The sequence below is a fragment of the Geomicrobium sp. JCM 19055 genome (assembly GCF_000698185.1).
Lineage (GTDB): Bacteria > Bacillota > Bacilli > Bacillales > Marinococcaceae > Geomicrobium_A > Geomicrobium_A sediminis.
The window spans coordinates 127,151-140,712 of sequence record NZ_BAXL01000013.1; the positions used below are offsets into that span (position 1 = coordinate 127,151).

Sequence of the window (13,562 nt, forward strand, 5' to 3'; positions counted from 1 at the left end):
ACTTGACTTACTTCATTATTTATAGTTTTGACTAGTTCTTCAACATTTCCAATAGACTTTTTTTGAGTTGCTAGACAATTTCCGAATTTCACCTGCAATTACAGTAAATCCACGTCCGCTTTCACCAGCTCTTGCTGCTTCAATCGCTGTGTTAATTGCTAATATGTCTGTTCTATTAGCAATTTCATTAATCGTAGTAACAATAGTTTTAATTTTTTTTGAGCTATCATTCAAATTTAGTAAAATTGAAGAATTATTTTTAGATTGATTAATTAACTCAGAAGTTAATTGTTTTATTTTATCGCCTAATTCATGGCCACGTTTTGTAGTTTGTAAAACAGAGTCTGATACATCTAGAATATCTGCTTTTTATTTTATTTATTGTTTCTTCTCTTTTAGTTATATCCGTTGCTATTTTTAATATCGAAATAACATTTAATTCTTTATCCTTAATTGGCATATAAGTAGCTTCTAGCACAATAATGCTACCATCTTTTTTTTACACGCTTAATTTTGTCTTGATACTGTATGCCAGTTCGAAGTTTCTCCCAAAACTTCAGATATTCATCACTATGTATAAATTCTTTCTGACATAGCTTCTTGTGATGCATTCCACATAAATCTTTCTCTTTATAGCCTACTGTTTTTGAAAAAATATTGTTAACCCAGGTAATTGTTCCATCCGGCATAAATTCTATCATTGCCAATGAATTTTCAATGGCGCTAAGTAAGTATCCCTGACTGAGTTGCTCTCTAGAAGTTAAATTTTCTTGCATTGCGTACTCCTTCGTTATGAAATTTGTAAATTTAATTACTGATAAGATATACCCGTGCAAAAAGAACTATAAACATATGCGGAAAGTAATGAGCTAGTTACATATATAATAGGTATTAACATTTCAATGTATGATCGTAGGTGTTATCTAGAAGCGATAATGCATATACTTTTATCATTTGTGTGAATTTTTACATTCTTGTTCATTTACATGTTAGAGTATTACTAGTACGGTTAAAGGGATGGAGGGCTTGAAACTGGAGTATATCAAAATTCAAGAACTGAAGAAAAAGGACGAAAATAACGGTAGCGTTCGAGTAATATACTTTGAAAATGAGAATAAAAAAAGCATTAAACATCAACATTTCTGAAGGAGTCTATATTTTTAATCAATATGATTTGGCTTTTAAAAATAGAGTTAAGTTACTTAAATACATAAAAAAAATGTGGAAAATGCATCGCTAAGTGTCTTATTATCTTTGAAGCACCATCAATTAAACTATATTAAAGTTAAGGAAAAAGAGACTTAATCGTTGTGATTAAGTCTCTTTTTTTAATGGTGAGCATTAACTTCAGTATAATTTTCCTCATCATTTCCCATTAAAATAAGTGCCTCATCTTGTGTAAGTTTCCCAACAGCAAAATGCATTGTTGGCATTAATCGTTGTGTTTCAGCTTCTATGTCTGCTCTGACGTAATAAAGTCCGTCTCTAGGGAGTTCAATAGTTGCTTCATATTCCCCAGAAGTTAGGTGTTCAAGCTCGTGAACTTGCATATCAATTTCTTCCAAGTCTGTATCAAGGTAAGTTGCAGGCCATATACTGACATTTGCGCGATTGACATCAACAACAGGTTGTTCGTTATTTGTTATTTTTACACTGATTTTTTTGCGGTGTTTGCGATTGTGTTAATTGCTTTGTAGAAATTTCTACTCTAATTGGTTCTACATCGTTATAATCTTCATGATTGTTTGAATCAACGATAGTACTCACCAAGGAGCAGCCACTCATAAGCATAAAAATAGCAAATAAGCTAAAGGCTCTAACCATGGTGTGTCTCTCCTTCCTCTACATTCAACCATCGGCGAAGTCGCTCACTTTTTCGAATTACAAATCGATCGATTAAATAGACGACAATGAGTGATAATCCGACTAGAGGGAAAATGAATGCAAAAATAAGTAAGATGATAAGCATAGCTTTCGCTTGAGTTACTTTAATTGATTTTGGTGCACCTACACTATTATCTGGTTTTCTTCGTTTCCATAACCAGAAACCTGTGATAATTATCAAAACCATTCCGATGCAAATTAGTAGCCCTGCTATTTGATTTATTACACCGAATTGCAACCCTTTGTGTATTGTAATACCTAGTGCCATCGCTTTTCCAACAGCACCGTAGTTGTCATAACGATAATCTGCTAAGATCGCTCCACTGTATTGATCGATGTGTACTGTGGCTTCATCTTGCGCACGATGTGGAAATGTTGAGAGCGTAAATACACCTTCTTCATCCCCTGGATAAAAAACTTCATAAGTCGGGTGCACGTCGATGTCATTTGCAATGTTCGTAATGTCCGTTATAGAAAGTTGTTCATACCCCGAAATTAATTGTGAAGTTGGTACGGGAAGATTTTCTGCTGCCCATGATACTTCTGCTACGTCTTCAGTTAGAACTTCAGAATCTGGAGCTGAACCGACCCAAATTGAAGGTGGGTAACCTGCACCACTGCTCGTTACAATATGTTGAACACCATTTCCCCAAAATCCAGTCCAAAGCATTCCTGTTATTAGTAAGAACATCATTCCCGCTGATAACCAAAATGCGGGTACAGCGTGAAAGTCACGTATCAGAACTCTCTTTCCGTTCTTAAGTCTAGGAATAAACACGCCGCGAAGTTTGTCTTTTTTTTCGAGGTAGCCATAGATATAATCCACTAACAATCATAATAATCGTCCAACATGCAACTAATTCGACAATTCGATCCCCAATTGTGCCCGCCATCAATTCGCTATGTAATTCGGCCAATCGATCCATTACACGGTTGCTATCTACTAAAGAGCCTAGTATTTCACCGTTATAAGGATTAATATAGATCGTTATTGACTCACCATTTTCATCAACAATTCCAACTTCTGCAGAACGCTCGCGGTGCTCTCCGGGACGGTATCTAACAACTTCGTCTCCTGTTGCGTCTTCAACAATTGAAACTTGATCTTCCGTTGTTAAAGAAGCCCCTTCTTGCTGAACTTCGTAATAATCTGCATACAGCGCTTTTTCAATATCCCATTTGAATAGATATATACCCCCTGTAATTGCTAGAATTAACAAGAAAGGTACAAGAATTAGTCCTGCGTATAAATGCCAGCGCCATATTAATTGATAGTTTAGTGCACGTTTTTTGTTTCCCATGTTTTTCTTCACCTAGTTCTTTAATTATCTATATCACTATGGTCATAATTGGAGTGATGTTCCTCTACCTTATTAATAATTGACTCCTCAGCATTACTTTGTTGATTAATAATACTCTGACTCTCAGCTGATTCTTGGTCCGAACATCCTATTAAGAAAATAATTAATCCAAGTAAAACCGTCTTCTTCATTCATTTCACTCCCATTATTTTGTTCTGAATACTAACGTAACGGACATTTGTGAATTTTAAGTGAAAAGTAATAAATAAAAATATTATAGTTCAAATTTCTAGTCAATAAGCTTTCATTCAACGATTTTCATGCTTTTTTTATGCGAAGAATACTTCATTTATCGTCACAATTATTTCTAATTCATTTCACAACTCCAGTTTATAGTAACGTTGAGTCTCTTTTAAATATCCACTTTCTTTCCTTGACAAAGTCGTTATGCGGCTTTGTTTTTTTGCTGTTACATTTCATTCAAGATGGCTTTTTAGCATATCTTAGGAAATGTGAATATGAATGGTTCAAATTATAAAACCACTATGTACACCGCCATTTGAAGTGAATTTGAAATGAATGTCATAACCTTTGTTAACGATAAAAAAAGTAGCCCATCTTTTAAAGGGTAAAGCTACTATTCATAACCGGTAATAAAAATTGACCTAAGTGTGAATGTTATGTATATTTATTTGTGAAGCGAATATTCGTTTCATGACCGCATCTGGCCTCACCTATTTACAGGTGAGGTTTTTTTATGTTCAGTAGTAGAAGAACATCTCAAATGCCTTTTTAGTTCTAATGGAATGTCTACGATCACTAGAAAGAGCTGTATTCGTACTAAGAGAATCATTTAATTATAACTCAACGATATTGCTTGGATACTGATAAAAACAGTTCATGCTGAAATAAAAAAGCGCACACGTCTTAATATGACGAATGCGCTTTTTTTGTAGAGTAATTGTTAAGGGATGGAACGATTATTGTATTAAAAATATTTTATCCAGTTGATTCATTGCTGTCACTGGATTCACCATTCTCAATATCTGTATTAATGGGCACGTCGGTAATTCTCCATGGAACAAGGTAATCTATCCATTGATCAATGTTTAGATCATAGTTATCGCTCGGGGCTTTATCAACCGTAATTGTCTCACCCGGAACATCAGGCCAAATGATGGTGACGACCATAGCCCCTCCTTCGCCTAATGTATTCCCTGAACCTTCACGTACATTACGATGAGTTAGCGGGGTTAACTCTTTTGTTCCCTTTTCCACCTCATCGTAGGCAGTTAGTGCCCAATAATCAATTGGAAAAACGCGTTTATCTCCATACAGTAATGTAACACCGTTCGCGTCATAATTATCAAGAAAGCCACCTGACGTAAGTGTATCGCCATCTACATGAAGACTCCTCGCACCGTGACCATATCCAATATTTACAGGATTGTGAATTTGGCTGGATTTGTCACTTGTATTGTGCAGGCGAACACGCCCGATAATATAGCCATCTAACCTCTTTAAAGAATCTATAGATACCCCCAAAGGATTGTTATTATAATCGACCTCAATGACTTCACCATCTTCGTATGCAGCAACAGGTCCTAAATTGTCCGGGAGTTCGAACTCTTCCTCTGTCATTTCCACCATGTCTTCAGGTTGTGAGAAATGAAATTCTACACGGCGGTTTAGTTGTTGACCTTCTTCATCTTCATTAGAAGCAATGGGCTCATTATATGACCTTCCTTCTGTTTCTACGACATCAAAAACTGCAAGATCCATGATTGTTTCTAACTCATCGTGAACAGATTGAGCCCGACTTTCAGACAATTCTTGATTGTACGCTTCATCTCCTTGATCATCCGTATGACCTACAATCATAAGGTCTCCACCGTTCACACGGGTCAATTCTTCTGCTGTCGCTTCTAATATATCCTCAGCGTCATCTTGCAATTCTGAAGAATCAAATTCAAACAACACATCGGAATCTAATGTGATCGATGCTTGCCCTTCCTCCGCTAACGTTCCAACTGGCGCGTTCACACTTTCATTGTAGGTTTGTAATGAATAGATTTGTTCAGAAAGATCATCTAATGAAGTTGATGTCGTATCTAATGCATTCGTATTTAAGAACTCTTCCGCAGTAGCCATTACATCGTTTGATTGGACAACGGGAACATCTAAAATGAGATCAAAACTTTCCATCATGACATGAACTTGCTCTTCTTTAGGAGCATTAAAGACCGCAGAGTAACTGACAATGTCTCCGTCCTTGAATTCACGATTATCAATCTCTTCACTTTTCAACGCATGTGTAGAAAGGTATTCATCACCTCTGTCGTCTCTGTACTCTTGATAAAATAACGTATGAGAGATCGTATCGTTTGTACTGTCAAACAACCGTATTTGATAGCCAAGACGATCATATTGATTTCCCCGCGCGGTAGATTGATTGGAAGTCCTTGTTGTACTTGGATGACTTAACATGTGATCTAAACCAACGCTTGCCTCACCACTGACTTTTTCAAACTCAACGGTAAAAATAGCGAGATCATCATCTCGCTCAATAGGATGTACCGTTACACCCACCTCAACTTCTTCCCCTTCACGCTCAAATATCTCTGTATGTACAACGGGTTCTGGGGCAGCATTGTCAATGTCATCCTCGGACTCGCGAGATTGTTCAACCTCTTCTTCATTCAATAACTCGTCGGATTCTTCCTCTTCAGAGGTGGCATCATCTGCTTCACCATCAACCTCTTCTTCTGTATCCGCACCATTGTTAAAACACCCAGTCAATGTAAAAGATAACGCTACTAAAGATAATAATTGTTTCTTCATATTAACCTCCTAAGCCAGGTAAAGTATTTCAAGATAAAGTAATTTCACCATGTGTTCTTCTCGTTATGTTACCATAATCCACCTCAAGTATAGAATTAGGCCAAAACACAAAATTTTTAATAAGAAAAACCAAACCTTTAATGAAGAAAAATACATAGACTTACCAACGGGTATGTAACCTTTGGTAAGTCTGTGTTCGTTATACTGCGGTTGAGAAGACTTGAATTTGGGACACTGTGACCTCTAATGTACACCACTTATACTTTAATTTTTTTGAGAACACGTTCATCAATCATACATTAAACTATTAGTTAAGTGGCTCAATTGTAGCATCGGTCGTTTTATTGATTATCTATTTATTCATAGGCAAAAGTGGATTAAGTTACTTAAACCTGAAACGTAAGGGAGGAATTAAGCCTTCCATTTTATTAGGCAGTGGAAGATGGGAAGGTGCATTTTTAAGTATCTAATGTATTCTCCAATTCATTTGCTAATCGCTTATCATTTGGAATAATTGGACAACAGGGGCATCTAAAATGAGATCAAAACTTCCCATCATGACATGAACTTGCTCTTCTTTAGGAGCATTAAAGACCGCTTAATAACTAACAATATTGCTTTCATTGAATTCACTATTATCAATCTCTTCACTTTTCAACGCATGTGTAGAAAGGTATTCATCACCTCTGTCGTCTCTGTACTCTTGATAAAATAACGTATGGAAAATCGTATTGTTTGTACTGTCAAACAACCATATGTGATAGCCTAGTCGATCATATTGATTTACCCGTGCGGTAGGTTGATTGGCAGTCCTTGTTGTACTTGGATGACTTATCATGTGATCTAAACCACCCCTTGCCTCACCACTGAATTTTTCAAATTCAGCAGTGAAAATAGCAAAGTCATCTTCCTGCTCATAGGATGTACCGTAACACCTGCGTCAACTTCTTCCCCTTCACGCTCGAATATTTCTGTAAGTACAACGGGTTCTGGGGCAACACTGTCAACGTCATCCTCGTCTCGCCATAACAATCATGCTCTTGTTCATTTAACTTTTCATCATTTCCAAGGGTGTTGTCGCCTGCTTCTCTTCTTCTGAATGAGTATCGTTATTAAAGCAGCCAGTTAGCGTAAAAGATAAAGCTAATAAAATAGAAATTTGTTTCTTAAACTAAATGTTAATATGTATGCTAATAAATATGTTATCATATCTCGCGTGAAATACAGAATTCACAGAAATATAAATATCGTAATTTTACAATGTATTCTTAATTTACAATCCAAATATGAGCTTTCATTTTAAAACAATTACACTTTATACATTTGACAATTGACATGTATTGTTTTCATTTGGTGTGCCCTGACTTGAGACTATAATGAAATTAATTCATAATCAAAACAAGTTCAATCCAAATATGATTTTAAAGCTTATCGTAGCTAAAGTTTACTATTTTAAATTTTAGAGATGTTTACTTATTCTTTAACAATTGCTGAGCTAGCTCCAATTTTAAATAAAGAAGGAGTAAGACATGAGTTATATAGAACAAAAAAATCTTCAGCAAATAATTGTCCGTTAGCTTTTTATACTAACTTCTACTGCACTACATTATTTAAGCCATTTTCATCAGCCGTTGCCAAATCACCTTTCTTAAACGCCTATACAGACTGTCCTTGCCATACTTAACTCATTTAATATTTTTGACTTACGTTGAATATAAAGTATTTATATTAGGAGGAGATAAATTCTATGAGAATCTTGATTATTGAGGATGACACTCTTCTACTAGAAGCCCTTACTGAAGGATTAAGGCAGTGGTCATATGAGGTAAGTAATCCAACAGATTTTTCACACGTAATGGATTCCTTTGCAAAAGATCGACCTCATCTAGTGGTTATTGATATACAGTTGCCAAAGTTTGATGGTTTTCATTGGTGTAGAGAAATTCGTTCAGTATCAAAGGTTCCTATTATTTTTCTTTCATCAAGGGATCATCCGATGGATATGGTGATGGCAATGAACTTAGGGGCAGATGATTATGTACAAAAGCCTTTTAACATGGATGTACTTCTAGCCAAGATTCAGGCCATTCTGCGTCGAACGTATACTTATGAAGAAGCAACTTCAGAAGTAATAGAGTGGAATAAAGCGCTTATCGACTTAAAAAGCGGTGGAATATATAAAGATGGGCAGAATATTAACTTGACAAAGAACGAATTTTTTATCCTAAAGGTTTTAGTTAGATCAAATAATAAAATTGTTTCACGTCATGAATTGATGAAATTGCTTTGGGATGATGATCAATATATTAATGACAATACGCTTACAGCTAATATCACAAGATTACGTCACCAACTTTCTAATATTGGTTTAGCCGAGGGGCTTGTAACTAAGAAAGGACTTGGCTATATGACCGTAACGCTTTAGGGGGAGTTTCATTGTTCAAAGATTATCTCGTTTATAAAAAAAGTTGGATAGGCTTAATTAGTTTATTGCTACTGCTCACCAACGTATTAATACAAGTAGATGTTGGTGTCCGTATACAACCTTATTCCCTCCTCTACTTGAATTTGTTGTTTCTAACGATTTGTGTTGGTTTCTTTATTTGGAGATATAAAAAGGAAACTTCGTATTATAAACACCTGCATATTCTTTCTAACGATTTAAGTGATGATTGGTTTGGAGAAATTCCCGAACCTGAAAATCGTTTTCCTGATAGTACGGTCTATAACCTTTTGCAAAATATACACAATAATAATCAAAAGAAACATCGACAACATCAGAACAATCAACTAATTGAACATGATGATATTGCCTCATGGGTACACGAAGTTAAAACGCCTCTTACAGCTATGAAGATAACCATTGATGCCAATCGTTCTAATGAATTAGCCCAAAGATTAAATGCTCAATGGTTACGAATGCACTTATTAATTGACAGACAGCTATATATCTCACGATTAGCCTACTTAGAATCGGATTTACTTCCAGAAAAACAGGTTGTGAAAGATTTAATAAGAGAAGAAATTCGTGAACTTTCAACGTGGTGCATGGAAAAAAAATATATCCATTGAAATGACAGGAAACATAAATCCTATTGTATACACTGATAAAAAGTGGTGTGGATTTATAGTAAGGCAGCTGTTAACGAATGCAATTAAATACAGTCCAGAAGGTGGAAATATTTGCATACAAGTCAGTATTGACATAAATAAACATGTTAATGTGACTATTAACGATGAAGGAACAGGTATTCAATCACATGATTTACCTCGTATATTTGATAAAGGATTTACTGGTGAGAATGGTAGAATTCAGCACTCCGCTACTGGTATGGGACTTTATCTGGCAAAAGAAATAAGCAAGAAGTTACATATTAGGTTAAATGCTGATTCGACTTTGGGTAAAGGTACTTCAATTTTGATGGTATTTTCTAGTGCGAATTCTGTTGAGCGCATTAGAAGATCAATACTATAACATACGAACTCATGAAGTAGTTAGGGTATTTGAAGCCTGACTACTTTTTATATGTCAATGTGACAAGAATATCACTTAAGGGCTGAATTTATCATCTTAAGCAAACGACCTTATTAAAAAAAATATTACACTATTTTTAGAACAACATGATTGGAGTGTTTATGATGAATAATATTAAGGTACCGAAGACCGTTTTAATTGCTGAGGGAGTTCGTAAATCCTATGGATCAAGGGGTAATACACAACAGGTTCTACAAGGAATCGATCTTCGAGTAATAAAGGGTGAGTTTATTGGGATAATGGGCCCTTCAGGATCAGGAAAGACAACTCTTCTTAATACATTAGCTACTATTGACCGTGCAACAGACGGTAGGGTTTTTATAAATGAGCATGAAATTTCGAAAATGAAGGATAGGCAGCTTTCTAGCATTCGTCACCAACAACTAGGCTTCATATTTCAGGATTACAATTTGCTTGATACGTTAACGGTAAAAGAAAATATATTATTATCAGTCTCTCTAACAAAGAAAAGTAAAAATCAAGCTGAGGAGGAGTTTAACAGCATTGCAGGAATTTTGGATATTAATGAATTAGCTAATAAATATCCTTCAGAAATTTCTGGCGGGCAAAAACAAAGAACCTCAGCGGCACGTGCTTTGATTCACTCACCTTCAATTGTTTTTGCTGATGAGCCAACCGGTGCGCTGGATTCAAAAGCAGCATCTAATTTATTGGAAAACTTGCATGTAATAAACCAAAAACGACAAGTTACAATAGTAATGGTAACTCATGACCCGTTAGCTTCTAGCTATTGTAGTCGCGTTGTCTTTCTAAAGGACGGAAGAATATTTTCTGAGTTGTACCAAGGTGATAAAACAAGAGAGGCTTTCTTTAAGGACATTTTAGATATGCAAGCTGTTCTTGGAGGAGGCAAGTAGAAATGAATACACGGATATTAGTATTGCGTAGTATGCGGAAGAACATCAAAATGTATTATCTTTATTTTTTTTGCAATGATCTTTAGCATAAGTTTGTACTTTATCTTCTCTACCCTACAAAATGATCAAACCATTGTGAATATGACTAGTGATAGCGTGAACTTTTCAACCGCCTTTCAAGTTGCTGGAATATTACTCATTCTCATTACAATAGTGTTTACGATGTATGCCACGCAAATATTTATCAGAAGCGTAGCCAGGAAATTGGACTATATCAATTAATTGGTTTGTCCAAAATGTGGATATCACGAGTGTTGATTTTTGAGTATTTTATTCTTGGTGTAGGAGCTTTAGGTATTGGAATAATAGTTGGAACATTGCTCTCTAGATTATTTCTATTATTGTTTATAAACCTTATAGGTCTTGATGCAATGGTAGGTTTAACTTTTTCATTCCAAGCGATCATCCAAACAATTATTGTATTTATCTGTTTAATTTTTGTGACATCTTTACAAATTTTATTGACAGTCTATCGTAGTACGTTACTTAAACTGTTCCAGGCAAATAATTCACACGATTTTTTTATTGAACGACCAAACAGTGTATCAATTTTTTTTAGGGATAGCGGGTTTGAGTTCAATCGCATTTGGTTACTTCTTGTCAACATTTATTATAGAAAAAGCAGATTTACTGTTATTTTTCATGTTAGTAGTATTGGCAAGTACTATACTAGGAACTTATTTAGTCTTCCATACAACGCTGAGCTGGTTATTATATGTTTTTCGAAAGAAAAAAATGGAAATCTAGGATTGTATAATAGCCTCTCTGTAGCACCTTTAATGCATAGAATAAAAGGTCAAGCCAATTCTTTAACTTTAATTACGGTACTTTCTGCCATGACTATTACTATGACATCACTTTCATTTTCCTTATATTATTCAACCGAAGATGATGTGAGATTGGCTATGCCTTTTGATTTTGCTTTGGAAAATATGCATGATGAAGCTGCTCTTATATCGAGTAGATTAGAAGAAGAAAATATAGAATTTATGCAACATCATTTAGACTCCATACGTTTTGATGGAGAATGGATTGAACAAAATTCAAACATTCGTAATTCAACGTTCATGCTTTTTTCTGCTGAGCAGATGACAGAAGCAGGATTGGATGTAGCCATCCCACAAGATGGTAAAGCAATTTATCACAATACACGGGCTATTATAGAAGGAAAAGAAGTTACATTCCCCATGGATGTGAGATACCCATCATCAGATGAAATAAATCGTGTTACAGTCTCAGAGTTAGAGCTTGAAAATGTGATGAATTACAGGTTCTACGGTGAACAATTACTTGTGTCTAATGAAACTTTTGAGAGAATAAAAGGTAGCATTAGGGAGAATGAAAATAAAGAATTACTCTCCTTTGATGTGTTTCAGATTTTGGACATAGACAAAGCTGATACCGCATCTACCATTTTCTTATCAAGTGTGAGTAGTGACGAGTTTATTACTGACTTTTATTCAGCGTATGAAGGGTCCATTCAAAATTTTGGTCTTCTAATTTTTATCGCTGGATTTTTAGGGTTTGTGTTTTTGCTTTCAACTGGTAGTATTTTATACTTTAAACAAATGATAGAGGCTGATCAAGAAAGAAACCAATATCGAACACTTCGACAACTAGGGTTTCAAGTAGACGATATAATGAAGGGTATCATTCGTAAACAGCTTTTTGTTTTCCTAATTCCTCTTGGTATAGGGTTAATTCACGCTGCTTTTGCTTTAAATGTTGGTTCAGACCTAATTGCTGCAAGCATGCTCACCCCAATCATGATTAGTATGGGAGCATATGTTGCCATTTATTTGATGTTTACCGTGGTTACCATCCGGTATTATAAAACTATTGTCATGGAAGCTTTATAGAAAGGAAGAAAGTTATGAAAAAGATAATTATTTCTTGTCTTGTAATCATTATAGCTATAGTTAGTCTTTACTTTTTGTTCAGAGATACATTTGATCGTTTTAATCCGTTGATAGAACAAGAGTATGTTTACGTTGAAATTCAAAGTGAACCATCAGATGATAATGATAGATATAAATATAGAGAGCACGGTGTAACTGAAGCAGGAGAAACAAAACAAGTAGTATTCAGTACAAGCGTTAATTTAGATAAAGGTACTTTTATAAGAGTGCTCGCTAAAGGAGCATATACTGAGGAATATGAACTTATAGAAAAGAATGAAATGCCAATAAACGAATAACATAATGAAGTTCAATCATTTAAGGTGATTGAACTTCATTAAAATTTTATTACACACTATAACATTAAATGCTCTTGATTTTCGACCAATGAGAGTATGTCAACGGATACTCAACATTACTAATTTAAAATTTTTTTCTCTTGTTATCCACCAAGTTAACTTAGTTCTCATGAACGTATTGATGAAGCATAATTTTGTGTTTTTCATTCTTAAGCTTCTTGCTTAATTACAAATTTATTCCATGTATATCCAATAATAAGCCAAGTGATTTGTATTATATTTCCTCATCAACGTCTGTGCAATGTTTTTAAGGTACCTGACGTTTGAGTATTCTCTAAAATTTTAATAAAGGCATGTTCACCTCACTGAATGAATGTCATAATTACGTGCCTGCATTAGCCGTGAATCTTTATTGTCAGCGATATGAACATTCTCTCTTTATAAGAATAAAATAGTATTTAATTCATTTTATAAAGGTGATGAAATGCGAAATTTTCGGCATTTAGGACAAAACAGAAAACAATTAAATCTGCCTATAAACATTAACAATTATATAGCTAATGAAGTATTAGGAGGTACAACAGGAGCTACCGGAGTTGGTTTAGATCAAATTGTTCCATTTGAGGAATCCATATCAAGTTATACAGCTGGCACTTTTGTATCCTATGAGGGTTCAATTTACAAGGTGTTGAGTAATAACCCTAGTGGTTTACCCAATAACTCGAATGATTATGAATTAATAATTTCCAATACTCTTGGTAGTACTGGTCCACAAGGCGTAACGGGTGCCACCGGAGCGACTGGGCTGCAAGGCGTAACGGGTGCCACCGGAGCGACTGGGCTGCAAGGCGTAACAGGTGCCACCG

15 protein-coding genes and 1 pseudogene are annotated in these 13,562 nt (G+C 35.1%); 7 read left to right on the plus strand and 9 right to left on the minus strand.

The window, feature by feature from the left end:
• Positions 1 to 39: 39 nt before the first annotated feature.
• The 9 genes from JCM19055_RS31825 to JCM19055_RS12780 all read right to left on the minus strand — a co-directional run bounded on the left by JCM19055_RS31825 (position 40) and on the right by JCM19055_RS12780 (position 6,864).
• Positions 40 to 234, minus strand: a complete 195-nt coding sequence (locus JCM19055_RS31825) for a methyl-accepting chemotaxis protein (protein WP_193745420.1) — start codon at positions 232 to 234, stop codon at positions 40 to 42.
• 251 nt (positions 235 to 485) lie between these two features.
• Positions 486 to 776 carry a PAS domain-containing protein gene (locus tag JCM19055_RS23935; protein WP_052366297.1) on the minus strand — a complete coding sequence of 97 codons (291 nt, stop codon included), beginning with the start codon at positions 774 to 776 and terminating at the stop codon, positions 486 to 488.
• Between the two features lie 552 nt (positions 777 to 1,328).
• Positions 1,329 to 1,565 carry a hypothetical protein gene (locus JCM19055_RS12760; protein ID WP_265182113.1) on the minus strand — a complete coding sequence of 79 codons (237 nt, stop codon included), beginning with the start codon at positions 1,563 to 1,565 and terminating at the stop codon, positions 1,329 to 1,331.
• Between the two features lie 70 nt (positions 1,566 to 1,635).
• A complete protein-coding gene (locus JCM19055_RS12765; protein ID WP_042359999.1) occupies positions 1,636 to 1,824 on the minus strand; it encodes a hypothetical protein in 189 nt (62 codons plus the stop codon).
• Positions 1,817 to 2,710, minus strand: coding sequence for a PepSY-associated TM helix domain-containing protein (locus tag JCM19055_RS29650; RefSeq protein WP_370543124.1), 894 nt, complete (start codon positions 2,708 to 2,710; stop codon positions 1,817 to 1,819). Before JCM19055_RS29650 ends, JCM19055_RS12765 begins: the two co-directional genes overlap by 8 nt.
• The gene (locus tag JCM19055_RS29655; RefSeq protein WP_265182115.1) at positions 2,649 to 3,185 is read right to left on the minus strand and encodes a PepSY domain-containing protein; all 537 of its coding nucleotides are present in this window, start codon (positions 3,183 to 3,185) and stop codon (positions 2,649 to 2,651) included. Before JCM19055_RS29655 ends, JCM19055_RS29650 begins: the two co-directional genes overlap by 62 nt.
• A 20-nt stretch (positions 3,186 to 3,205) precedes the next feature.
• Positions 3,206 to 3,376, minus strand: a complete 171-nt coding sequence (locus tag JCM19055_RS27415) for a hypothetical protein (protein WP_193745421.1) — start codon at positions 3,374 to 3,376, stop codon at positions 3,206 to 3,208.
• 808 nt (positions 3,377 to 4,184) lie between these two features.
• Positions 4,185 to 6,026 carry an OmpA family protein gene (locus JCM19055_RS12775; protein ID WP_042360000.1) on the minus strand — a complete coding sequence of 614 codons (1,842 nt, stop codon included), beginning with the start codon at positions 6,024 to 6,026 and terminating at the stop codon, positions 4,185 to 4,187.
• Positions 6,027 to 6,624: 598 nt separating this feature from the next.
• Positions 6,625 to 6,864: a hypothetical protein gene (locus JCM19055_RS12780; RefSeq protein ID WP_042360001.1), complete on the minus strand. Its 240-nt coding sequence runs from the start codon at positions 6,862 to 6,864 to the stop codon at positions 6,625 to 6,627.
• Positions 6,865 to 7,773: 909 nt separating this feature from the next.
• Here JCM19055_RS12780 and JCM19055_RS12790 point away from each other — a divergent pair.
• From JCM19055_RS12790 to JCM19055_RS29670, 7 genes and pseudogenes are all read left to right on the plus strand, one after another.
• Complete coding sequence (locus tag JCM19055_RS12790; protein ID WP_042360003.1) at positions 7,774 to 8,451, plus strand: response regulator transcription factor; 678 nt, start codon at positions 7,774 to 7,776, stop codon at positions 8,449 to 8,451.
• A gap of 11 nt (positions 8,452 to 8,462) precedes the next feature.
• Positions 8,463 to 9,098, plus strand: a complete 636-nt coding sequence (locus tag JCM19055_RS29660) for a hypothetical protein (protein ID WP_265182117.1) — start codon at positions 8,463 to 8,465, stop codon at positions 9,096 to 9,098.
• Positions 9,055 to 9,501 carry an ATP-binding protein gene (locus tag JCM19055_RS29665; protein ID WP_265182118.1) on the plus strand — a complete coding sequence of 149 codons (447 nt, stop codon included), beginning with the start codon at positions 9,055 to 9,057 and terminating at the stop codon, positions 9,499 to 9,501. The genes JCM19055_RS29660 and JCM19055_RS29665 overlap by 44 nt, the downstream gene beginning before the upstream one ends.
• A gap of 164 nt (positions 9,502 to 9,665) precedes the next feature.
• Positions 9,666 to 10,439: an ABC transporter ATP-binding protein gene (locus JCM19055_RS12800; protein ID WP_042360004.1), complete on the plus strand. Its 774-nt coding sequence runs from the start codon at positions 9,666 to 9,668 to the stop codon at positions 10,437 to 10,439.
• Between the two features lie 239 nt (positions 10,440 to 10,678).
• Entirely contained in the window at positions 10,679 to 12,358 is a 1,680-nt protein-coding gene (locus JCM19055_RS12805) for an FtsX-like permease family protein (protein WP_370543125.1), read from the plus strand.
• 14 nt (positions 12,359 to 12,372) lie between these two features.
• Positions 12,373 to 12,696, plus strand: a complete 324-nt coding sequence (locus JCM19055_RS12810) for a YxeA family protein (RefSeq protein WP_042360005.1) — start codon at positions 12,373 to 12,375, stop codon at positions 12,694 to 12,696.
• A gap of 484 nt (positions 12,697 to 13,180) precedes the next feature.
• A pseudogene (locus tag JCM19055_RS29670) lies at positions 13,181 to 13,562 on the plus strand (collagen-like protein); the annotation flags it as partial.